A 20,677-nucleotide genomic window follows, 5' to 3' on the forward strand; every position below is an offset into this window, starting at 1 on the left:
ATTTGGGGGATACTATTTTTTGATCGATCAGCTCGCAAGCTCAATAATTGAGCAAATACGCTCTTGTGCGAGGAATTTTCCAAGACCGGAGCATCGCTTTACACTTCGGCCTGTGGTCTTTACGGTCCGGCGGTTCCAGCTTCTCACGGGCATTTCATTCATGGCCACTTCGCGTACTGCCCTTCCCGACGATCTGCTGATCAACGCGTCCGACGAGGTGCTGACGCGCCAGGATCTCGTGCTGACGGCGCTCGGACGCCGGCCCGCCGACAGGCTGTTGCGGGTCGGCAGGTTGCTCGATGTCCATTCGAGGACATGGCTCGACGATCAGGAGATCGTCATCAAGGGCCGCCGCATCGCCTATGTCGGCCCCGCCGGCAGTTACGCAGGCGAGGTGAACGAGCGGTTCTCCGAGCCGGATCTTGCGGCCGTGCCGGGCTTCGGCGAGGCGCACAAACATATCGAAAGCTCCCATCTGACGCCGGAATGGGAGGCGGCTTTGGTGATGCCGCATGGCGTGACCTGGACATGCGAGGCGAGCCACGAATTTTCCAACGTCAACGGCGCCCGCAATCTGGAATTCTGGCTGGAAGCGCGCCGGCGCGGATCGCCGATGAAAATCTTTCCCCTGCCTGGCTCAGCCGTGCCGCCGACCGCCTACGAGTGGGGCGGCGGCTGGTTCGGCTACGACGAACAGAAAGCCTTTCTTTCCGAGAGCCTGATGGTCGCCGGGCTGGACGAGGTCATGGACTGGCCGTCCATTTCAGATCCCGGCAATCCTTCCTACGATCGCCTATGGGGCATGATCGGCGCGACCTTCGAGCAGCGCGGCGTCGTCGAAGGCCACGGTGCGGGACTGCGCGACATGGCCTCGATCAACGCCTTTGCCGCAGCGGGTCTCGCTTCGGATCATGAAGGCTGGTTTCTCGATGAGATCTGGCAGAAGCTGCTCCACGGTCTTTTCATCGAGCTCCGGCCGCATTCCCTGCCGGAGGTCATCCGCGGACTGATCGACAAGGGGCTGACGGATTGGTCGCAGATCGCCCTGGTCACCGATGACCGCAGCGCCTCGGACACACTGAAAATCGGTGCGACCGACCACAATGTCCGCCTCGCCATTGAAAACGGCCTTGCGCCGGAGATCGCCATCCAGTGCGTCACCCTCAATCCGGCGCGCCATATGCGGCTGACACCTTGGGTCGGATCGATCGCGCCGGGCCGCTTCGCCGATTTCGTTCTTCTCAGCGACATCGCCAGCCTCTCGATCGATAAAGTGTGGGCCGACGGGCGTCCCGTTTCCGAGGGTGCGACATTCATTGACGTGCGCCCTGAAATCGACTGGCCGCAATGGGCGACGCGGACCGTGAAAATAGACAGGACGATCACGGCTGACGATTTCCGCATCGAGGCGCCACCGAACCGGGCCACGGTCAACGCTGCACTTTTGCGGCCGTTTCACTGGCACGACGATTTCATCACCATGGAATTGCCGGTGGAAGAGGGCGCCGTGCAGCGGGATCCCGCGCGTAATGTCACCAAATTCGCAATTGTCGACCGGTTTTCCGGAGAGGCGAAGGTCTCCAGGATGTTCTGGCTGGGCACCGGACCGCGCACGCCGGAGACGGCACTCGCCTCTACGCTGGGGCACGACAAGCACAATATCTGGACGGTCGGCTCATCCGACGAGGCGATGGCGATATCAGTCAATGCCCTGAACGAGCAGCAGGGCGGCTGGGTGCTGGTATCCGCCGGCAAGATTCTCGCCCGCGTCCGCTACGAGGTTGGCGGCCTGATGACGGCGCGTCCGGCCGAAGTGCTCGATGCGGAGATGCAGGCTCTTTATACAGCCGGCGCCGGGATCGACTGGATGTACGAGCCGACCTTTTCGCCTCGATGGTGGCCGGGCTTTCCCGAACGCCTGTCATTTGCAACGCTGACCTGCTCGCCCTGGCGTTGGGTCCTAGTCGCGCCGTCGGAACTGGCGCCGGAGGGGTTCGTGAACGTGCTCAACGGCAAAACCCATCCGATCGTCTGGTGACGTTGCTGCCCGCTAAAATTCCACCTGATCGATCTTCTTACTGCAGCAAATAGAAAGCATTAACCATAGTCCCGTAGACAACGAACAGGATCAAAGGAACCTGTGTTCGATGGCTACTGAAATGACCCGCCGGCCTGCCGGCGACAATGAAGGCAGGATTATTGCCTTCCCCGCTGGAACCGGAACTGCCAATGTCGAGCGTTGCGCTCGCGAACTCGGCCGGCGGCATGGCGCAGATGCGATAGAATTCTGGAAGGCCGAATGCCGCAGGATTGCCGATCAGCTTTTGGCGGCAGGTATGCCGGAGAGCGATGTCGGTCAGCGGGTGCTGCAGTTTCAGCAAGACGTCCAGAGCGAACTCGTCTTCAGCCATCAAAACGGACCATTGCCCAAGTCTCAAAACCGATAGCGGCGATCTCGCGGGTTCTGACGGCCGTCATATGCCTTGCGACTATCGCAGCAGTCCGGCGGACCGAAGGGCGTCTTCAATGATTTTTTGGATGCCGCCACGATCGCTACCTGTGCCGTATGGATCTGCCGCGCTTTCCGGTTGAGCAGCAGAGACTTTCGCGTTGCGCCGTTTTTCAAACGAGGGGACGAGACCCCAGGACCTGGCAATTTCGACGGTCGAGGAAATTCCGACGTCAAGCATGAAGGGACCGCTTGCCCCATAGCCGGTGCCGACATCAAGCGGCGTGCCATGACCCATCCCGGCAATCGTATAGAGCTCGATCACCTCGACGCCGTCAGCGTCGGTCCAGACCTTTCGCTGATGCTGTCCGATCTCTTCGACACGCCCCGGGAATGCGTCGACGCCGTGGACATGTGTCCATTGCTCGACCATCGTATTTGCGTTGGACGGCACGACGGTTCTGTCTGCGCTTCCCTGCCAGATCGATAATGTCGGCCACGGTCCGTTGTGCTCTGAAGCATTTCTCAACCGCTGTTGAAGCTCTTTGCTGGTCGGACCGCCCTGGCCGCGCATTCGGTCGAACGCCTCGGGAATGGTTGCGGCACTGGCATATGGCAGGCCTGCGATGATTGCGCCGCCGGCAAAGACCTCGGGATAGGTGGCGAGCATGGCGGCGGCCATCGCACCGCCAGCCGAAAGTCCGGTCACGAACACGCGCCTGCCGTCGATGCTGTGTTCCGCAACCACCTTCGCAATCATCTGACGAATGGAAAAGACCTCGCCGTGATCCCGGCTTATGTCCTCCGGGTTAAACCAATTGAAGCAGAGGTTTGGATTGTTTGCCCGCCGTTGCTCGGGAAACAGCAGTGCGAAGCCGTAGTCCTCGGCCAATCGCGACCAGCCGGACCCGATATCATAGCCGGCGGCAGTCTGGGTGCAGCCATGCAGGACGACGACCAGGGCCATGTTCTTCCCGCGCTGTGACGGCAGATACGTATAGCCTCCCAAAGCCCCGGGATTAGAACCGAACGTTTCCAGGGAGACGAGGTCGGTGTTGTCCTGCGTGGGGCGGGTGCGAAGCATTCCTCGCAGCGCAGCAAGGCGTGCAAGCGTGTCTGACATGGATCTCATGAAAATTCTCCGCCAATCAGCAGCCGGGACGGCGGTGATGCTTACATAAACGCGTCAGTGAGCGAATGGTTGCTGCAGTGCACAATATTCTGGGGTGGCTGCACTTCCAAGCGCGTGGGCATGGTGCGCCGGCTCCCGCGACGAACCGGCTCCGGGCAAGTTCCATGACGTAGGCTCAAACCTACGGCAAACCACTCTCTCACCGAGTGACGAGGAAAACGGTCAATTCAATTTGACCGATGGCTCCCGGCCCCAGACACGCAGTTTGCCAAGCGCCTTGATAAAAGCTGTAACGTCCTTCGTCGCTCCTAGCGCAATCACGCCTCATCGGGTGAATTGGCGATTCCGGCCTTCTGCATCAGCGTCTGTGCTGATTCCACATAGCCGATGAACTTGCAGTGCACGAAGGCATCCGCCACGAAATCGCGGGCCGTTGCCTCCTTTAGCAAGTCGCCGGTTCCCTCGGCTGAGGGGAGGAGTGCGGTCCGCCGTACTCGGTGAGATTTTGACCTCACCGAAGCATCACCACGGCCGCATGTTCCGCTCGATGCAAAATAAATCGCCAATTGGGAAAGAGGCTGGCGGCGGAGAGCCGCGATGGCGCCGGTTAAAAGGGGACGCGTTGCCCTTCGACCCCGCGCCCGGTTTCCGTCGATTCTTAAATCCGAGGTGTGACGAGGAGATCCTCCTCTTCATCGCGCTGCGACCCGCCGAACGCTGCGGCGGCAGAGGCGATGAAAGCCCCGACCAGAAGCGACAACGCGCCGAGCAATGCCGTGGTGGAGGCCGCCTTGCGTGCCTTATCGGCGGCGTTCTGGGCGGCGACCTTGGCGTCGTCGATCCGCTTCAGCACGGTGTCGACGCGGGTACGCGCATCGGCTTCGGAAAGACCGGTCCGCGCAGAGACGATGGTGGCGAGATAGGCCTTGTCATCATCAGGAATTTGGCCTTCAGCGGCGCCGTTCAGGAGGATGCGGGATACTTCCGCCGTTGCCGCGGCGTCATTCGACGGTGCCGCTGCGCGAGTCTGATCAGGACGCAGCAACGCGTCGGTAAAATAGGCAGTGGGCAAATCCATCGGCGATGCTGTCGACGATGCGGCTGCCGTGCCGGCTGCAGTGGCGGTCGAACCCACAGCTTGTGCGGCGGAGCCTACGGCTTGTGCGCCTGCGCCGGCAAGCGAAGTCAGCGACGACGCCAGAAATCCGGCGACGAAGATCGTCGCCAGCGCCCAGCTGATGAAGCCATGCGCCGTATCGCGGAAGAACACCTCATCGGTGTGGACGGCCGCCCACTTCGTGCGCAGCCGACCGGTGATGTAGCCTCCGAGCCCGGAGGAGAGCCATTGCACGACAACGAGCCAGATCGCTGCCGTCACCCCCACCGTGCCGAGCGAACTGCTTTGCCCCGACCAGGGCGACACCATCGTCAACCCAACCCCGGATCCAAGCAACAGAAGAATGAGCGTCACCCCGATGGCAGCCGCGGCGCCTGCGAAGATAGGCCCCCATGTGATGGCGGATTTGGACGATTCGACCGGAGTAGCAATCTCTCCGGAACCTGTCATTGAAACCGACATGATCTGTTCCTATCGCATAAACAGAGCAAGAAGGATGATGATCGGCAGTGGAACACCAAGCAGCCAAAGAAGAATACCGCGACCCATGAGAGACCTCCTGTCAGGAACTGACGTTACGTGGTTGATGCCACTCAACTTTTATCCACGGCGTTTGTTCCCGGCCGGCTTCTCTCGCGCGGGTTCAGCCGAAACCCGACATGATCTGCCGCGCAATCTCTTCAATCACGCGGCAGCTTATAAAGTAACAACAGATTGTCGGATCGGTTGCCGCATCCTTGACATTTGAGGCGCTTGGCAACCTCGGCGAGAGATATGTCACGGCCGCAATGGCGAGCAATCTCCCACCGGTCGATGGATGTTTCGTGATGGCATATGCGGCAACGGGCATGGAGGACGTACCACTGCGGCAAGGTCGCCAGCGTTTCTTTTTCGATTTCGACGGCATGGCGACCAGGAGATGCGAGTTCAATACTGCGGCGATGTTTCATGCCCGTTCAACGGTCTGTGTCCGTCCACGTGTGATGTCGCAACCCATCCCTCTTTCCGCGAAGGCAAGCTGAAGTCGCAGGTGATGGCAGTCCAGCAGCAATGTCGTGATGGCGGCACGGACGTCACCATCATGAAAGGCGACAACTGCATCGACTTCAACTTTCAGCGCTTCTTCTGCCAGCTTTTCAGCTATCTGCGGACGCACGATCTCGATCTCCTTCAGAGTTTCCACCGCAAGTTTTCAGATTGGCGGCCATTACGCCGATGTTCCTATTATGTTCCGATGGACTGACGAGTCAAGAGAGGTCGACGCTGAGGTTTCCGCAGCTTTCGAACGGAAACAATCTCGAGAGCCCTTGGTTGACGTTGCAGAGTTTATGGAGGTCGCAAGAGAATCTTGCGCGTTCGGAGCTAACGCCAATCGGGGAGTGCGCCTATATCATCCAGATGATCTGGAAGGAGATGAGTTCTGGGAAAATTTCTCCCAGTATTCCAAAAGGGGAGAGGCTCTCATCGCTTCGTAAACTGGAGAAGCATCGATGAACAGACTTCAGACATTTGTAGCAGCCGCGGCAATCAGCCTTGCCGCCATGACCTCGGCCTGCTCGACACCACCGAATTCATATGGCTCGGCATCAGGATATCAGCCGGGCGATTCAATGAACCCGGCCTGTGCGGATGGATTTCGGCCAGGCGACGGCCGTTCATGCAGCTATTAGAGCCAGGCGTCTAAAGGCGGGCGTCCCTTTGTCAGTACAACAGGCGGTGGCTGGCCGCTTCAGCGCTAGGTTCCTGGAGCGCCAACCGGCACCGTGGCGGACTATTTCGCCGGCCGGCCGGCTGCAATACAAGCGCGCCGTCAGGTCGCTTTTATCGAGCATGCTTACTTGTTTGTGCGGCCGCGCTGTTTAGGGTTTATGCCGCCAAATCTGTTGGTGTCGTTGGCCACATCGCCTTCTTCGGTGTTCTCCCCGGCAATATCGTCGGCGCCCGTGTCACGATGCAGCCCCTTCGATTGTCCGATACCCGGATCTCGCTCGAGATCTGCGTCGGTAGGGCGAGATGACTTGGGATGTTTGGAAGTCATGATTTTCCTCCGTTTCGTTGCCTAATGCAAAACAGCGGCCGGCTGCGAGAGTTCCAGTGAAAACGGGATTAAGCGGGCATATTGGTGCTTTAATTAGAACACGTAGGGGCGGCTGATCGCCTCCTTGACGGCGTCGCCCTTGCCGGGGGCGGCGACCGCTCCAAATCAGGTGCCAATGTTGTCAGAGGCGGAACGATGCTCATTCAGCCAATTGATTACTTTCTGCTTGTTTGGTTTGCACTTGCCCTTACGTCCACCTTGTACGTTGCTTGGGACCAGTACACCAACAATCCCGAACCGGTGGTGATGAAGTGGGGCTTCATCCTCGTCACGCTCTACCTCGGTCCCTTCGGGTTGCTGATCTATGTGCTCGCCGACAAGGAGCCGCGGCCGGGCACGCACGAAGAGTTCGTCAAACCGCTATGGAAGCAGGGCATCGGCTCCACGATCCACTGTGTGGCGGGAGATGCTACCGGTATCATCATCGCCGCGGTGATCGTCGCGCTACTGGGTCTGCCAATGTGGCTCGACCTGATCGTCGAGTACATCGCCGGGTTCGTGGTCGGCCTCTTCATCTTCCAGTCCCTCTTCATGAAGAACATGATGGGCGGCACCTACCAAGAGAACGTTCGCAAGTCCTTCCTGCCTGAGTTCATCTCCATGAATTTCATGATGGCCGGCATGGCGCCTGTCATGAGCTTCCTGATGATGGGCCGCGATATGCGCGCCATGGAACCGACCGAACTGCTATTCTGGGGCGTCATGTCGTTGGGCGTCATGGTCGGGTTCGCGCTCGCCTATCCGTCCAATGTCTGGATGGTCGCCCATGGTCTCAAGCACGGTTTGATGACCGACCGCGGAGACACTGACCATGCCGAGCGTGCGCACGAAAGCCGTTCGGAGCCCTCGCCACCAGCGCATGAGCACAAGGAAAACCATCGACACGCCGTGATGGAAGCTCCGCGGTCGCCGCGTCGCGGGAGCGCGCTCCATCATGATGGCCACGGTTCCGGCCACGACATGGCCCCGGATACGCCTGTGCCACAGCTCGCTGCCGTTGGTGGCATCTCACTGATGTTGTTGCTGTTCGGCATGGTCGCCCCTGCCAACTGGGTCAATATGACGTTGAGCGCGCGCGATGTCGAGGGCGCCATCATGCCGCCGGGCATGATCATGGATCGCGACACTCCGGCCGAGGCGATGCTGGATATGGCGGCGATCCATCCACGCTATATCACCGCTACCTATGGCCTCGACACGCGCGGCGACCGTGTGCTCGAACCTCGCATTGAGGGCGGCGTCAAGGTCTTCGACATGGAGACCAAGGTCGTTCGCTGGACGATTCTGCCAGGAATCACGGTCGACGCCTACACTTTCAATGGTCAGCTACCCGGTCCGCGGCTTCAGATCCGTGAAGGTGATCGCGTCCGCATCAAGGTGAAAAACAGCCTGCCCGAAAGCACGTCAGTGCATTGGCACGGTTTGGTCCTTCCCAACGAGATGGACGGACCGGCAGAAATTACCCAGCCGCCGATCAATCCGGGCGAGACCTACGTGTACGAATTTACTGCGGGGCAGTCGGGTTCATATTTCTATCACTCGCACGACCACGTTGACCGGCAGCAGGCTCTGGGCCTCTATGGCGCGTTGATGATCGATCCGGCGCAAGCCGATCCGACCACGATCGCAGACCACGAGTATGTCATTCTCTTGCAGGAGTGGCTGAAGCGCGAGGGCCTCACCTATCCAGCCATGCCGATGGATGGCGGGCAGCCCAACTACTTTACCATCAACGGCCGTGCCTATCCCGAGACAGACACCATCAAAATGAAGGTCGGCGAAACCCTGAAGGTGCGCTTTGTCGGGTCGAACAATGGCTTCATCCATCCCATGCACATTCATGGTGGACCATTTACCGTCGTTGCCCGTGACGGCATCAATCTCTCGCCAACAGCGCGCTTTCAGGCGGACACCGTCAATGTCGGCCCAGGACAGCGCTACGACGTTATTTGGAAGGCGCTCAATCCCGGCAAATGGCTCATTCACTGCCACATCGGGCACCACACGACCAACAATAATACCGAAACCGAAGGGGGCGGCGGCCTGATGATGGTCATCGAGGTTGAGGTCTAACAAACACCGCCGCAAATCACACCGCGTCGGTCACCCCGGTCACGGCAAACGCTTGATGCGACGTGCTGCAGCGGTCAGGAATGTCTCAGCTCACCGGTGCGGTCAACCTCCCCTTCCGCCGCGATCTGGCCGGCACCGGCGACCCCGATCCCACTCGTCCTCCCGTTGCCAACACCAGCAGCGAGCCGGTTGGTTGGTTTGACTGCCAATTCACTTCGCTACCGCTTTTTCCGGAGGTCACCGGGCAAAGCGTCAATAAGTTGATGCACTTTTCCGGTGGCGAAGGCGATGTCCTCGCGCGGCAGATGGACTGTTATCTCGATCTCTTGCCACCTGCCGCCATGGTCTTTTGCGAACCTGACGGCGGCTTCCAAAGAGGTGAATTGCACCGCCGGTGCATTGGCGGTCCAGAACTGCACGCTGCAGTCCGCCGTACTGTAATCTAAGAATGCTTTTTCGGGATCTAGCGCCATGGCATTTGCTGTACACCGCCGGCAGTTTTTTGGCCAGCGGTTACCTGCTCGCAGTAAAAAGCGCGTTGTCAGCCGTGACCACCGAAGCCATCACCAGCGCGCAGTTGGTCTCACCAGCCGGCCGGTTTTCATCGTGTCGCAAAGCAGGAGGGAATAGGAAGAAAGCGCCTGCTTTCGGATTTATCAACGACAACAGGCGCTTACTTGAAAATGGCTCCCCGGGCCGGATTCGAACCGGCGACCTGTCGATTAACAGTCGAATGCTCTACCGCTGAGCTACCAGGGATCACTGCTTGGCGCGGTGTGAGTGGGCTAATACAAATGCTTTCCCGATTTGCCAAGCGGTTTTTTCAAAAAAATGAAATGAACTTGTATTTGAGTTGCCTGCGCCCATCTCAGGGGAATGACAAACGTGAATGATCGTGGTGAGACAAACAGCGGCGAAAAGCGCAAGGCGCGGGCAGGGCGCTTCGGCATCGATCATGCAAGCGGCAAGCTTGTGCTCGGCTCCTTCAGCATCGGCATGCCGCGCTCGCGCATCGCGCGGATGGCGCTCGGCGTGGCCCTCATTTTCTGCGGATTACTGGGTTTCCTGCCCATCCTGGGCTTCTGGATGCTGCCGCTCGGTTTCCTCGTGCTCTCACACGATCTGCCGTTCGCGCGCCGGCTGCGACGGCGTCTGGCGGTCTGGTGGCACAGACGCCGGAGACCCGCTGACTGACGGCCACCCCAGAACGGGTCTTGTGGAACAGTGGATCGCCTTTCGCATTCGTGGTTTATGGAACGTAAAATGCGAAAACGCGCCACAATGATCCAGGTGAGGAAATGAAGGCATTTTTTGTTTTCGTCCTGTCGGCAGCTGTCCTCTCAGGCATTTCCGCCGAGGCCCAAGTAGACAGCCGCGGCTTTGACGCTCGTGGTATCTGTCGCCGTCCCGAAGGCTGCGTGGTCGACCAAGGTCAAGGCGGCAGCTACAACGGACCTCGCAACTATCGCAATTTTAACGGTCGGAACGAGCGTGATGGGAGGAACGACCGCGAGCGGAACGACCGCCGCTATCGTTCTCAGAACAGAAGTGACAATTTCAGCGCGGGAACTAGCCGCGGTGTCGCGAGCCCTGTGATTGAGCTGGGCGTGCAGCCTATGCACATCTAGTTCGATCTGAGTTCGCTTTCCTCGAAAGTCCCGCCATGGTCCGGATCAAGACCTGTCGCCAGCAACAAGCTGCAGGCGGCAAGGAGGAGGACGAGCTTGACTGCATAGGACGCCACGGAGACCGGTTGTCGACGGCCCGGTGATACGCGACACGGTGCTACATAATATTTGTAATAGAAGTGCGGATCATCGGTTTCCAGCAGGTTATGGTAGACGTGCAACGGAATATCCGCATGCTTCAAAGGCGGAGAACCGGGGAACTTTACATAGAGATCCCGGGTTTCGGCATCGTATGCCGCATGTACGTGCTTCGATTTGAGGGCAGCCCAATCCATCGCAAGCTCCTATACCCTCCCGAAAATAATTGAGTCCCGGAGGAGGATCGAAGTCAAGTCAAGAATTTGTTTCAAATGCCATTATTGGCAGGAAATGGGGCATCGTCATGGCCGTGGAAATTCCAGCCCGCGCGCGTGCTGTTTCGGGATGACAAAATGGTCGTTTCGGCAGCAGCGGAATGGCGTTTTTCCGAAATGCCCTCTTGCGATTTCCTTACGATCATTCTAAACGCTCGCCACGGCTCAGATAACGAGCGCGTGAGGCCTCGTGGCGGAGTGGTGACGCAGAGGACTGCAAATCCTTGTACCCCGGTTCAATTCCGGGCGAGGCCTCCAACATCTTTTCACCGCATCGATAAGCATTTGCAAAACCTTGGTAATTTCCGAGGTGTGGTAGTTCGAACTTGAACCGTTCCGCCACACCAAAAAGCCAGGTGTGGCAGTGTGTTCCGGTTTATCCGTTCGCCACGTCGCTTTCGTCGGTCAGCGCCAGCAGTTTCGTACCGACGCCGTCCCAGTTGATTCGTGCGACCGTCTGCCGGCCAGGCGGGCGTGATCGGCATTTTTCGTATAAATTTTGAGGTCTTTCCATCGCGCCAGGCGAACGTCGCCTCGAGCATGCTGTCGGTTGTGGGCAACGTCGGCCGCCAGTCCCTTGCGGACTGAATGGGCGGTGAGGTGGCCGAGGCCGGCCCGACAGAACCAATCCGAGATTCTGTTTCCGAGACTTTTGATGGAGAACGGCCTGCCGAAATCGGTAGCGATGTAGGTGAGGTCCGTCACCTTGTGCATGGCGAGCACAGCCTCGATGATGGGGTGGAGGGCAATCTCGATGTCGTGTGGATTGCGGTTGCAGTTCTTGAATAGGCGAAGCTTGAACATGTCCCTGCGGCGATGCTGCGGGCCGAGCTGCGAGACATCTGACACTCGGAACATCATGATAGCGACACACAGGAGGGACTTGGAGCGCATCCCATGTGTTTCGATGCACTTCGGCCAGCTCCTCGGGCGTCGCGGTCGCGTGGCCGTCTGTATGGACGGCGAAGGGCTCGACGAGGCGGGCGATGTTCGGAGCGATTGCCTTGCCGTCCTTCCTGGTGTCGAACAATTGCGCGGCACCGTCAGGCGTTCGCCGGCTGCGAAGGGCGTTTCCTTCTTGCTATCGCGCAAGACCTCGAGTGTGGTCGACGTGGCAGGACAATGCGGCGTTTTATGAGGTCGAATAGAGTTTGAGGCGGGTGAAGAGTGCGAGAAGGCGCGATAGGATGCCAAGCTTGACCGGGATTCCTATTGTTTCTTTGCCGAGCTTTGTGAGCCGCCAGCCGGTGACGTAACTCCATCCGCCACCAGGACTATGAATGGTGACGAGGCCAAGATCACATGCACGATTTACAACCGTTTTGTCGTAATCTTCCCATTCCCCATCAGTCATGAGACAGCAGAGATCGACTTCCTTCGCTGTCATATACAGAAGCTGAATAACATCTTCGTCCAGTGACGCTATGGCAGCCGCAGAGGACATGCCTGCGTGATTAATTATGTTCATTGATTCTCCCCACCCAAGTAATTAGCTTCAGCCCACGCGAGTAATTTGCACAAGCACTATTTCTGGACTTTTGTGACGTGGTTACCAAGTGCGCGGTTATTCAACAGGGTTTAGGATGCACCGGCGGGGGACCGTGCTGCTTTCAGACGGCATCTTGGCGAGTTTTGCATTCCTCTGAGGTGTGGCAGGGTGTGGCAGCCGCCTTTGATTTCTCAAGGGAAATATTTCAGCTAAGGTGTGGCCGAAAACTCGCTAACCATTTGACGCCGCCCGCTTGCGAATTTCTGGACCTCAAACATCTCCACATGACAGAATCTATGTGAAACGCTACTGGCTCAGCGGTGCAGCATCGCTGTTTGCTAAGCTACCAAACCCGCTGGCTCGGCGAAAAATCGAACTGTGACGGATTAATTCCCGTGAGGCGGTAGAGCGCCTTCAGGCCGCCCTTGCGAATTTCAGCCTGATATTCCAGATCGCTCAATTCAGGCCAGTCATCGATTTCGGGGCCGGCGCCAAGCAGCCGCCGCATGCCCTGCGGCGAAACGCAAGTGAAGCTGCGAATGTCGCCGCTGCTGTATTTGATCAGCAGCAGGCGGGCATCGGCGTTGTAGTGAAGCGCTTCTATGTAGCGCGATTGGATTAGGAAGGTTTGCATGCGCACACCCATAGCGGAAGGCGAGGGCGGCGCAACAAAATGGTTGACGTAACGTTAATGCGCATGCGGCTGTTGGTGCTGGATTGCAAATGAAACAGACGCATATCAGGCCTGCGCCCGCCGGCATGAGATTGCCGCAGGCGCCACGCAGGAGATATCCGAGCTCGCTTCGGTGCCCTATCGTCTCCAGGTCGTTTCGCCGTCTAGCAACCCGCAGCAGAATATGCCGACGAGCGCTGCGACGATGAAGAAATCGAACAGCGTGAAATATTCGAAAATCGCAGACATGGCCTGCTCCTCCTATTTCCTCCGATGCAGATCATAACATGAAGGGGCGGAAGGTTCCACGCTGGGGTTGCAGCGTCCATCCTGCCCCTGTGGCGCGGATGAGGCGCCGGCCGGATTCTTTTCGCCGGCGGCTGCCAAGCCTTGAAAGCATCCGTGGCGGAGATTAAGAGACGAGGGACAGGAACCGCTTTTTAAGAGCGAGAGGACATGATGGATTTCGAAGCAGCGCGCGCAAAGATGGTCGATACCCAGGTTCGCACGACGGACGTTACCTCGCATTCCGTGCTGACGGCGTTTCTCACGGTGCCGCGTGAGGCTTTTGTGCCGGAGAAGGCGAAACTGCTGGCTTATATCGACAACGATATCGAGATCTCCGCCGCCGCACCGGGAAAGCCGGCCCGCTTCCTGATGGAAGCGTCGCCGCTCGCCAAGCTGCTGCAGCTGGCCGCGATCACCAAGGATGATTTCGTGCTCGAAGTCGGTTGCGGCACCGGTTACACATCGGCGCTGCTATCGATCATTGCCGGCTCCGTCATCGCGCTTGAATGTGACGAGACCCTAGCCACTGAAGCGAAGGCGCAACTGGCTGGCTACGCCAAAGTCGAGGTCGTGACCGGGCCGCTCGAACAGGGCTACGCTGCCGGCGCTCCCTATGATCTGATCTTCATCAACGGCGCAGTCGAAGAGGTTCCGGCCGCCCTTCTCGGGCAATTGCGCGATGGTGGCCGTCTGGTCACCGTCGAAGGTTACGGCAATGCCGCCCGCGCCAAGGTCTTCGTCGCCGAGCGCGGCGCCATTTCGGAAAACGTCTTCTTCAATGCCTCGGTCAAGCCGTTGCCGGGCTTCGCCAAGGCGCGCGAATTCGTTTTCTGACATCGTTCTTGTCGATGACATTCAGCGACGGGCGCCATCGGCGCCCGTTTTTTATCAGCGCCGCTGGAAAGCCTTCACAAACATCATCTACCCTGACGCCGCCACGGCCGATCGGACGGATGTTATGCGTTCAAATTCTTTTTCATCGGATGTCGCCGCCGCAAAATTGCAACAGGCTTTGCGGGTGGCAAAGATCAGGTAACAAAACTGTGCATGGCCGCATTCATTTGATTCGCGATGATTTTTTTCACGCCTGGGGTATTCTAAGGTCGTGGTGATTCGGATGAACGCTCCACACCATCCGGTCGTTGTTTTGGAATAACGGGGATAGAAATGGCTCAGCCAAGTGTAGCGCGTGAACCGTCCATGGAAGAAATTCTGGCGTCCATCCGTCAGATCATCGAAAGCAATGAGCCTGGCGCCGGCAAGGCGATTTCCGCCTCCCTGCCACCGGTCTACGGCGCCGACGAGGATGACAACAGCTCCGAAATTCATCTGACGGTCGACGACACCTATGCCGGCGTGGAGTTCCCCGAACCGGTCATGCGCTCCTCCGATCCGCGTTTCGTCGCCGCCAATTCGGCAGGCACCGCTCCCGAAGCCGAAGTGCCGGCCCGCGCGCTGTCGCTTGCCGATGTCGCCGCCCGCGTGCGCGCTGCCTCCGAGCGCAGCGCCGTGCAAGCCGGTCAGGCGTTGCGCGAAATTCCGAGCGGTTTCCGCCAGCCCGAACCGCAGCCGGCCGTGACGCCTGAAGCGCCGCGCGCCGCGGCACCACAGCCGCAGCAGTCGCAGCCTGTTTTCGCGGCTGCCGCAGCGCCCGTTCAGCATGTTGCAATCCAGCAGCCGGCCGAGCCGGTTGTTATGGAAACGCCTGAGGTGGCCGTCGCCGAGCCAGCGCCTGCTATCGAAACAGCGCCGCCGGCCATGGGACCCGCTCAATCGTCGACTGACCGTTTCCTGCCGAGCGTTATGGACGAGGTCCAGCCGACGCTGCTTTCGGAGGATGCCGGCCTGCAGATCAGCCGCTCTTTCGAGGAGCTCGCCGCCGCGATCGACGGTGCCGAGCGCCGCTCGCTGGACGAGATCGCGGAGGACATGCTGCGCCCGATGCTGCGCGAGTGGCTGGATGATAATCTGCCGACACTGGTCGAGCGGTTGGTGCGCGAGGAAATCGAGCGCGTGGCCCGCGGCCCGCGCCGCTGATCGGATTGCTTTTTCCTGAAAAGCCGCTCCGGTCTCCGGGGCGGCTTTTTTATTGACTTGGCCGAGACCATCCTATTTACAAACGCCCATCCTCGAACCTCGAAATTGGTCAGAAAATGCTCGACAAGACCTATGATTCCGCCGCCGTCGAACCGAAAATCGCCGCGATATGGGATGAGGCGGACGCTTTCCGCGCCGGCGCGAACGCCAAAGCCGGGGCCGAGACCTTCACCATCGTGATCCCGCCGCCGAATGTCACCGGTTCGCTGCACATGGGCCATGCGCTGAACAACACGCTGCAGGACATCCTGGTGCGCTTCGAGCGCATGCGCGGCAAGGACGTGCTCTGGCAGCCGGGCATGGACCACGCCGGCATCGCCACGCAGATGGTCGTCGAGCGCAAGCTGATGGAACAGCAGCTGCCGGGACGCCGCGACATGGGCCGCGAAGCCTTCATCGACAAGATCTGGGAATGGAAGGCTGAATCGGGCGGCCTGATCTTCAACCAGCTGAAACGCCTGGGTGCGTCGTGCGACTGGTCGCGCGAACGTTTCACCATGGACGAGGGCCTGTCGAAGGCCGTTCTCGAGGTTTTCGTCACGCTCTACAAGCAAGGCCTGATCTATCGTGACAAGCGCCTGGTCAATTGGGACCCGAAGCTCTTGACGGCGATTTCCGATATCGAAGTCGAGCAGCACGAGGTCAAGGGCCATCTCTGGCACCTGCGCTATCCGCTGGAAAAGGGTGTAACCTACCAGTACCCGATCGCTTTCGATGAAGAAGGCAAGCCGACCGAATTCGAGACGCGCGATTATGTGGTCGTCGCAACGACACGACCGGAGACCATGCTGGGCGATACCGGTGTGGCCGTCAATCCGAAGGATGAACGCTATCAGGGCATTGTCGGCAAGCATGTCATTCTGCCGATCGTCGGCCGCAGGATTCCGATCGTTGCCGACGATTATGCCGATCCGGCTGCCGGCACCGGCGCGGTGAAGATAACGCCCGCGCACGATTTCAACGACTTCGACGTCGGCAAGCGCGCAGGTCTTCGCGTCATCAATATCATGAATGGCGACGGCACGATCACCATCAAGGACAATGAGGACTTTCTCGAAGGTCTCGACAATCCGGCGGCGCTGCACGGCGCCTGGGACCGGCTGGAAGGGCAGGACCGCTTCTATGCGCGCAAGGTCATCGTCGAGATTTTCGAAGAGGCGGGCCTGGTCGACAAGATCGAGCCGCACAAGCACATGGTCCCGCACGGCGACCGCGGCGGCGTGCCGATCGAGCCGCGGCTGACCGAACAATGGTATGTCGATGCCAAGACGCTCGCCGAACCGGCGATTGCTTCGGTGCGCGAAGGCAGAACCAGGATGGTGCCGAAGAGCTGGGACAAGACCTATTACGAATGGATGGAGAATATCCAGCCCTGGTGCGTCTCCCGCCAGCTCTGGTGGGGTCACCAGATTCCCGCCTGGTACGGCCCGGACGGCCAGGTTTTCGTTGAAAAGACCGAGGAAGAGGCGCTGCAGGCGGCGATCCAGCATTACCTCTCACACGAGGGGCCGATGAAGGCCTATGTCGAGGACCTGCTCGAAAACTTCAAGCCGGGCGAGATCCTGACGCGTGACGAGGACGTGCTCGACACTTGGTTCTCCTCAGCACTCTGGCCCTTCTCGACGCTCGGCTGGCCGGACGAGACGCCGGAGCTGGCGCGTTATTACCCGACCAATGTTCTCGTTACCGGCTTCGACATCATCTTCTTCTGGGTTGCCCGCATGATGATGATGGGCCTGCACTTCATGAAGGACGAGGACGGCGAACCCGTCGAGCCCTTCCAGACCGTCTATGTCCACGCGCTGGTGCGCGACAAGAATGGGCAGAAGATGTCGAAATCGAAGGGCAACGTCATCGATCCCCTGGAACTGATCGATGAATACGGCGCCGACGCGCTGCGGTTTACCTTGGCAATCATGGCGGCGCAGGGCCGCGACGTGAAGCTCGATCCGGCCCGCATCGCCGGCTACCGCAATTTCGGCACCAAGCTCTGGAACGCCACGCGCTTCGCTGAGATGAATGGTGCGAAGAGCGACCCGCACTTCGTGCCGGAGGCCGCCGAACTCACCATCAACCGCTGGATCCTGACGGAACTTGCCCGTACGGAACGTGACGTTACGGAAGCGCTCGAAGCGTTCCGCTTCAACGATGCCGCCGGCGCGCTCTATCGCTTCGTCTGGAACGAGGTCTGCGACTGGTATCTCGAGCTCTTGAAGCCGGTCTTCAATGGCGAAGACGAGGGCGCCAAGGCTGAAGCCCAGGCTTGTAGCGCTTATGTTCTCGAAGAGATTTACAAGCTGCTGCATCCCTTCATGCCCTTCATGACCGAGGAGCTCTGGGCGCATACGGCAGGCGAAGGTAAAGAGCGCGACACATTGGTCTGCCATGCCGAATGGCCGGCGCCGTCCTATGCCGACGACGGAGCGGCCGACGAGATCAACTGGCTGATCGACCTCGTTTCCGGCATCCGCTCGGTGCGCGCCGAAATGAATGTGCCGCCGTCGGCGACAGCGCCGCTCGTCGTCGTCAAGGCCAATAACCTGACACGCGAAAGGCTGTTCCGCCACGACGCCGCCATCAAGCGGCTTGCGCGCGTCGAGGCGATATCGCTGGCTGAGGATGCGCCCAAGGGTGCCGCTCAGATCGTCGTCGCCGAAGCTACCATCTGCCTGCCGCTCGGCAAACTGATCGACCTTTCCGCCGAAAAGGCTCGCTTGGAAAAGGCGATTGCCAAGATGGAAGGCGAGATCTCCCGCATCGACGGCAAGCTCTCCAATGAGAAGTTCGTCGCCAACGCCAATCCCGACGTGGTCGATGCCGAACGCGATCGTCTCGAGGAACTGAAGGGTCAGATCGCAAGCTTGAGGATCGCTCTTTCCAGGGTGAGCGAAGCCGGTTAAGTTTCACCAACCCATTTTGGTAAGTTATTTCAAGGACGCGCCCTCTGCCGGCGCGTCTTTTTGTCGTTCTGGGCACACGCGATTCGGTCGTGAATTCGGCTAGTTTCGGGCGCTGAGCCTGTGGATTGAGACTGAACGGGCGTCCAGATGGCGAAAACTGCCACTGTTGTGGGATTGATACAGCTTCGGCAATATTTGGAATGAAAACCCAAAAGCCCACCTGAAATTAGGCAAGTCTGGAATAGAATTTTATTAACCAGGTTTTTTGACGTGTCCGTCAATTTCTTTACGTAAGTTGGTCGTTGCAATGCCCGGGAGCGCTGCCGTAGGCGCGTTGCCATATCACGCGAACACTTACTAGAGTGGGGTCACATCAATTGCTGGAGTGGGGGAGACACAATGGCATCTCGTAGGTTTTCCAAGGGCATAACGTCGCTCGTTCTTCTTTCGTCGCTTGCCTCTCCGTCCTTCGCCGGGGGGCTGGAGCGTGGCGGATACAACATCGATCAGTTGTTCGACACGTCGCCTTTCACGTTTCAGTCCGGTGTGACCTACGTCACACCGCAACGCAGGCTGAAGGATGTCCGAGATACGGATACGTCGATATTCTCAGGCGGCGGCAATCTGAACAGCCGTCCAAACACAGCTGACGATACCTCAAATTATACCATCCCATATATTGGCTTTAAGGCTGGATTTGGCGACGCAATCGACTGCTTGGTCGACTATTCAGAGCCCTTCGGCGGGCATAACGACCCCGGTGTGAACTGGGCTGGCGCCAACAACAACATTGAGACAGAGATCAAAACCCGCAACTATGGCGGCACCTGCTCCTATCGTTTTGATGTCGGCCCTGGGCAGCTTCGCTTCATCGGCGGCGCTTTCTATCAGGAAGTCGAAGGCTTCAAGGAGCGTCTGGTTTCAACGCTTCCGCTTCTGCTCGGTACCGGAACTGGCGTCGGTCGCCTCGATATCGACGATAGCGGCTGGGGCTGGCGCGCCGGTCTCGCCTACGAGATCCCCGAATATGCGATGCGTGCGAGCCTCGTCTATAACAGCCGTGTCAACTACGATAACCTGACCGGGACTGTTGATCTGCGTCAGGTTCCAATTGTGCCGCTATATGGGGGCCAGGTAACACCTGTTTCCGGTTCCGCCGAAGCGCCGGATTCGCTGGAGCTGAAGTTACAAAGCGGCATCGCTCCGGATTGGCTTGCATTCGGATCGGTTAAATGGACGAATTGGAGCGTCCTGCAGTCGGTAGCATTCTGCCCGACCAACGGGTTGCCTTGCCCAGCGGGCGGTCTAACTTCGCTCGACCTTCTTTACCAGGACGGTTGGACGATCTCCGGTGGTGTCGGCCATAAGTTCAACGACCAGTGGGCAGGTGCAGTCAGTCTCACCTGGGACCGTGGCACCAGCCAGGGCTATGGCGCGCAGACCGATAGCTGGACGCTGGGGCTCGGTGCAGCCTTCACCCCGACCGAACATATCGAATGGCGCGTCGCCGGTGCCGTGGGCGTATTGACGAGCGGTTCGTCCGGCGCCGTGACCCAGAACGGCGTCACGTTTGGAGATGATGTCTCCTATTCTTTTGGCAACGATCTGGTCGCCGCGCTGTCGACGAGCCTAAAGATCAAGTTCTAATTTTCCCACTTGAAGAATTGAGGAGCCCGGCGGTGCCGGGCTCTACTTTATTCGCGGCCGTTAATCATGCCATTTCCCGGTCCCAATTTGTGACGATTCAGCAACACATTTTTACGACGTTTGGCGTATGGTGGTGGCGGGGCGAATTTGTCCATTTCCCGCCACAAAGAGGGCGCAGCGATATTTGCGGGTGAGGAAATGGCAGGCATACGGTGCGTGTAAATAGTAGCATGGGTCGATTTTTTTCCGGGTACATCAGATCGTGCGGCGCGATTGGCAACAATCGTTTGATTGCGGTCGTTTCGCTTTTCGAACAAGGCTGTTCCAGCCGCCAATCCGGCCTCGCGACGAAGTCGTCGATCCATTCATTGTCGTTATTTTCGACCCGCTCAGCTGAGCGGCCCGGCTTTGCCGAAAGGTCGATACCGGTTTCGTCACATTTGCCGTTTACGAATGCGATAAAGGCGGGAAGGCGGGATGCCGCGCCTGCCGAAAGAGTGCCACGGAGATTGCAGTCGGGCCATGCCGGGAGCCGGGTGGCTCTGAAGGATGTGCTGAGAATATCGCCTTTGAGAAAAGGCCAGTGGGCTGGATGCGACGCGGGCAAAGGAGCCATGGAGCTCGCCGCGGGATCGCTCGCCTCGAAGGAATACATCCGCGGGATGCACGGCAT

21 protein-coding genes, 2 tRNA genes and 1 pseudogene are annotated in these 20,677 nt (G+C 59.0%); 11 read left to right on the top strand and 13 right to left on the bottom strand.

Features of this window, described 5'->3' with window-relative positions; translation table 11 throughout:
- Nucleotides 1-19 precede the first annotated feature (19 nt).
- Together N2A41_RS08470 and N2A41_RS08475 are read left to right on the top strand one after the other, a co-directional pair.
- Nucleotides 20-2,038: an adenine deaminase gene (locus N2A41_RS08470; RefSeq protein ID WP_260110719.1), complete on the top strand. Its 2,019-nt coding sequence runs from the start codon at nt 20-22 to the stop codon at nt 2,036-2,038.
- A 109-nt stretch (nt 2,039-2,147) separates the two neighbouring features.
- Nucleotides 2,148-2,447, top strand: coding sequence for a DUF6074 family protein (locus tag N2A41_RS08475; RefSeq protein WP_017964020.1), 300 nt, complete (start codon nt 2,148-2,150; stop codon nt 2,445-2,447).
- Nucleotides 2,448-2,489: 42 nt separating this feature from the next.
- On the opposite strand, the gene N2A41_RS08480 is transcribed toward N2A41_RS08475, so the two are convergent.
- The 5 genes and pseudogenes from N2A41_RS08480 to N2A41_RS08500 form a co-directional block, all read right to left on the bottom strand.
- Nucleotides 2,490-3,581 carry an extracellular catalytic domain type 1 short-chain-length polyhydroxyalkanoate depolymerase gene (locus N2A41_RS08480; protein ID WP_222383801.1) on the bottom strand — a complete coding sequence of 364 codons (1,092 nt, stop codon included), beginning with the start codon at nt 3,579-3,581 and terminating at the stop codon, nt 2,490-2,492.
- A 222-nt stretch (nt 3,582-3,803) separates the two neighbouring features.
- A pseudogene (locus tag N2A41_RS08485) lies at nt 3,804-4,063 on the bottom strand (catalase HPII); the annotation flags it as partial.
- 176 nt (nt 4,064-4,239) lie between these two features.
- Nucleotides 4,240-5,160 carry a hypothetical protein gene (locus N2A41_RS08490; RefSeq protein WP_260110720.1) on the bottom strand — a complete coding sequence of 307 codons (921 nt, stop codon included), beginning with the start codon at nt 5,158-5,160 and terminating at the stop codon, nt 4,240-4,242.
- Between the two features lie 218 nt (nt 5,161-5,378).
- Complete coding sequence (locus tag N2A41_RS08495; RefSeq protein ID WP_260110721.1) at nt 5,379-5,648, bottom strand: hypothetical protein; 270 nt, start codon at nt 5,646-5,648, stop codon at nt 5,379-5,381.
- A complete protein-coding gene (locus N2A41_RS08500; protein ID WP_260110722.1) occupies nt 5,645-5,881 on the bottom strand; it encodes a hypothetical protein in 237 nt (78 codons plus the stop codon). Before N2A41_RS08500 ends, N2A41_RS08495 begins: the two co-directional genes overlap by 4 nt.
- 307 nt (nt 5,882-6,188) lie before the next feature.
- Here N2A41_RS08500 and N2A41_RS08505 point away from each other — a divergent pair, with 307 nt between their 5' ends.
- Nucleotides 6,189-6,368: a hypothetical protein gene (locus tag N2A41_RS08505; protein ID WP_017964026.1), complete on the top strand. Its 180-nt coding sequence runs from the start codon at nt 6,189-6,191 to the stop codon at nt 6,366-6,368.
- A gap of 164 nt (nt 6,369-6,532) precedes the next feature.
- Here the strand turns inward: N2A41_RS08505 and N2A41_RS08510 are convergent, their stop codons facing one another.
- Nucleotides 6,533-6,736, bottom strand: a complete 204-nt coding sequence (locus N2A41_RS08510) for a hypothetical protein (RefSeq protein ID WP_162118455.1) — start codon at nt 6,734-6,736, stop codon at nt 6,533-6,535.
- Between the two features lie 195 nt (nt 6,737-6,931).
- Here N2A41_RS08510 and N2A41_RS08515 point away from each other — a divergent pair, with 195 nt between their 5' ends.
- A complete protein-coding gene (locus tag N2A41_RS08515) occupies nt 6,932-8,869 on the top strand; it encodes a DUF4396 domain-containing protein (RefSeq protein ID WP_162118456.1) in 1,938 nt (645 codons plus the stop codon).
- A gap of 218 nt (nt 8,870-9,087) precedes the next feature.
- On the opposite strand, the gene N2A41_RS33310 is transcribed toward N2A41_RS08515, so the two are convergent.
- Nucleotides 9,088-9,342, bottom strand: coding sequence for a hypothetical protein (locus tag N2A41_RS33310; protein ID WP_017964029.1), 255 nt, complete (start codon nt 9,340-9,342; stop codon nt 9,088-9,090).
- 211 nt (nt 9,343-9,553) lie between these two features.
- Nucleotides 9,554-9,628: transfer RNA gene (locus N2A41_RS08525), tRNA-Asn, on the bottom strand.
- A 117-nt stretch (nt 9,629-9,745) separates the two neighbouring features.
- Between N2A41_RS08525 and N2A41_RS08530 the strand changes: the two genes are divergently transcribed.
- Both N2A41_RS08530 and N2A41_RS08535 read left to right on the top strand, forming a co-directional pair.
- Nucleotides 9,746-10,063, top strand: a complete 318-nt coding sequence (locus N2A41_RS08530; protein ID WP_170280550.1) for a hypothetical protein — start codon at nt 9,746-9,748, stop codon at nt 10,061-10,063.
- Nucleotides 10,064-10,167: 104 nt separating this feature from the next.
- Nucleotides 10,168-10,497, top strand: coding sequence for a hypothetical protein (locus N2A41_RS08535; protein WP_162118737.1), 330 nt, complete (start codon nt 10,168-10,170; stop codon nt 10,495-10,497).
- Here N2A41_RS08535 and N2A41_RS08540 read toward each other — a convergent pair.
- Entirely contained in the window at nt 10,494-10,832 is a 339-nt protein-coding gene (locus N2A41_RS08540; protein WP_017964037.1) for a KTSC domain-containing protein, read from the bottom strand. The genes N2A41_RS08535 and N2A41_RS08540 overlap by 4 nt on opposite strands.
- Before the next feature lie 262 nt (nt 10,833-11,094).
- On the opposite strand from N2A41_RS08540, the gene N2A41_RS08545 reads away from it, so the two are divergent.
- Nucleotides 11,095-11,168: transfer RNA gene (locus N2A41_RS08545), tRNA-Cys, on the top strand.
- A gap of 147 nt (nt 11,169-11,315) precedes the next feature.
- Here N2A41_RS08545 and N2A41_RS08550 read toward each other — a convergent pair.
- The 3 genes from N2A41_RS08550 to N2A41_RS08560 form a co-directional block, all read right to left on the bottom strand.
- Nucleotides 11,316-11,804, bottom strand: a complete 489-nt coding sequence (locus N2A41_RS08550; RefSeq protein ID WP_260110725.1) for a hypothetical protein — start codon at nt 11,802-11,804, stop codon at nt 11,316-11,318.
- 238 nt (nt 11,805-12,042) lie between these two features.
- The gene (locus N2A41_RS08555; RefSeq protein ID WP_017964039.1) at nt 12,043-12,378 is read right to left on the bottom strand and encodes a hypothetical protein; all 336 of its coding nucleotides are present in this window, start codon (nt 12,376-12,378) and stop codon (nt 12,043-12,045) included.
- 364 nt (nt 12,379-12,742) lie between these two features.
- Nucleotides 12,743-13,045, bottom strand: coding sequence for a hypothetical protein (locus N2A41_RS08560; protein WP_260110726.1), 303 nt, complete (start codon nt 13,043-13,045; stop codon nt 12,743-12,745).
- A 483-nt stretch (nt 13,046-13,528) separates the two neighbouring features.
- On the opposite strand from N2A41_RS08560, the gene N2A41_RS08565 reads away from it, so the two are divergent.
- From N2A41_RS08565 to N2A41_RS08580, 4 genes are all read left to right on the top strand, one after another.
- Nucleotides 13,529-14,194, top strand: a complete 666-nt coding sequence (locus N2A41_RS08565) for a protein-L-isoaspartate O-methyltransferase family protein (protein ID WP_170258183.1) — start codon at nt 13,529-13,531, stop codon at nt 14,192-14,194.
- A 333-nt stretch (nt 14,195-14,527) separates the two neighbouring features.
- Nucleotides 14,528-15,397, top strand: coding sequence for a PopZ family protein (locus N2A41_RS08570; RefSeq protein WP_222290603.1), 870 nt, complete (start codon nt 14,528-14,530; stop codon nt 15,395-15,397).
- A 116-nt stretch (nt 15,398-15,513) separates the two neighbouring features.
- Nucleotides 15,514-18,357, top strand: coding sequence for a valine--tRNA ligase (locus N2A41_RS08575; RefSeq protein ID WP_260110727.1), 2,844 nt, complete (start codon nt 15,514-15,516; stop codon nt 18,355-18,357).
- 399 nt (nt 18,358-18,756) lie between these two features.
- Nucleotides 18,757-20,004: an OmpP1/FadL family transporter gene (locus tag N2A41_RS08580; protein ID WP_170258540.1), complete on the top strand. Its 1,248-nt coding sequence runs from the start codon at nt 18,757-18,759 to the stop codon at nt 20,002-20,004.
- Between the two features lie 47 nt (nt 20,005-20,051).
- Here N2A41_RS08580 and N2A41_RS08585 read toward each other — a convergent pair whose 3' ends face one another.
- Nucleotides 20,052-20,369 (bottom strand): hypothetical protein, encoded by a 318-nt coding sequence (locus tag N2A41_RS08585; protein ID WP_157386322.1) that lies wholly within the window; start codon nt 20,367-20,369, stop codon nt 20,052-20,054.
- Nucleotides 20,370-20,677 lie beyond the last annotated feature (308 nt).

The sequence above is a fragment of the Rhizobium sp. SRDI969 genome (genome assembly GCF_025152725.1).
GTDB classification, from domain to species: Bacteria; Pseudomonadota; Alphaproteobacteria; order Rhizobiales; family Rhizobiaceae; genus Rhizobium; species Rhizobium leguminosarum_I.

Bases quoted from the DNA above. Each gene is read 5' to 3' on its own strand.
- N2A41_RS08475 (WP_017964020.1), top strand. From the start codon at position 2,148: ATGGCTACTGAAATGACCCGCCGGCCTGCCGGCGACAATGAAGGCAGG.
- N2A41_RS08480 (WP_222383801.1), bottom strand. From the start codon at position 3,581: ATGAGATCCATGTCAGACACGCTTGCACGCCTTGCTGCGCTGCGAGGA.
- N2A41_RS08490 (WP_260110720.1), bottom strand. From the start codon at position 5,160: ATGTCGGTTTCAATGACAGGTTCCGGAGAGATTGCTACTCCGGTCGAA.
- N2A41_RS08495 (WP_260110721.1), bottom strand. From the start codon at position 5,648: ATGAAACATCGCCGCAGTATTGAACTCGCATCTCCTGGTCGCCATGCC.
- N2A41_RS08505 (WP_017964026.1), top strand. From the start codon at position 6,189: ATGAACAGACTTCAGACATTTGTAGCAGCCGCGGCAATCAGCCTTGCC.
- N2A41_RS08510 (WP_162118455.1), bottom strand. From the start codon at position 6,736: ATGACTTCCAAACATCCCAAGTCATCTCGCCCTACCGACGCAGATCTC.
- N2A41_RS08515 (WP_162118456.1), top strand. From the start codon at position 6,932: ATGCTCATTCAGCCAATTGATTACTTTCTGCTTGTTTGGTTTGCACTT.
- N2A41_RS33310 (WP_017964029.1), bottom strand. From the start codon at position 9,342: ATGGCGCTAGATCCCGAAAAAGCATTCTTAGATTACAGTACGGCGGAC.
- N2A41_RS08530 (WP_170280550.1), top strand. From the start codon at position 9,746: ATGACAAACGTGAATGATCGTGGTGAGACAAACAGCGGCGAAAAGCGC.
- N2A41_RS08535 (WP_162118737.1), top strand. From the start codon at position 10,168: ATGAAGGCATTTTTTGTTTTCGTCCTGTCGGCAGCTGTCCTCTCAGGC.
- N2A41_RS08540 (WP_017964037.1), bottom strand. From the start codon at position 10,832: ATGGATTGGGCTGCCCTCAAATCGAAGCACGTACATGCGGCATACGAT.
- N2A41_RS08550 (WP_260110725.1), bottom strand. From the start codon at position 11,804: ATGCGCTCCAAGTCCCTCCTGTGTGTCGCTATCATGATGTTCCGAGTG.
- N2A41_RS08555 (WP_017964039.1), bottom strand. From the start codon at position 12,378: ATGAACATAATTAATCACGCAGGCATGTCCTCTGCGGCTGCCATAGCG.
- N2A41_RS08560 (WP_260110726.1), bottom strand. From the start codon at position 13,045: ATGGGTGTGCGCATGCAAACCTTCCTAATCCAATCGCGCTACATAGAA.
- N2A41_RS08565 (WP_170258183.1), top strand. From the start codon at position 13,529: ATGATGGATTTCGAAGCAGCGCGCGCAAAGATGGTCGATACCCAGGTT.
- N2A41_RS08570 (WP_222290603.1), top strand. From the start codon at position 14,528: ATGGCTCAGCCAAGTGTAGCGCGTGAACCGTCCATGGAAGAAATTCTG.
- N2A41_RS08575 (WP_260110727.1), top strand. From the start codon at position 15,514: ATGCTCGACAAGACCTATGATTCCGCCGCCGTCGAACCGAAAATCGCC.
- N2A41_RS08580 (WP_170258540.1), top strand. From the start codon at position 18,757: ATGGCATCTCGTAGGTTTTCCAAGGGCATAACGTCGCTCGTTCTTCTT.
- N2A41_RS08585 (WP_157386322.1), bottom strand. From the start codon at position 20,369: ATGGATCGACGACTTCGTCGCGAGGCCGGATTGGCGGCTGGAACAGCC.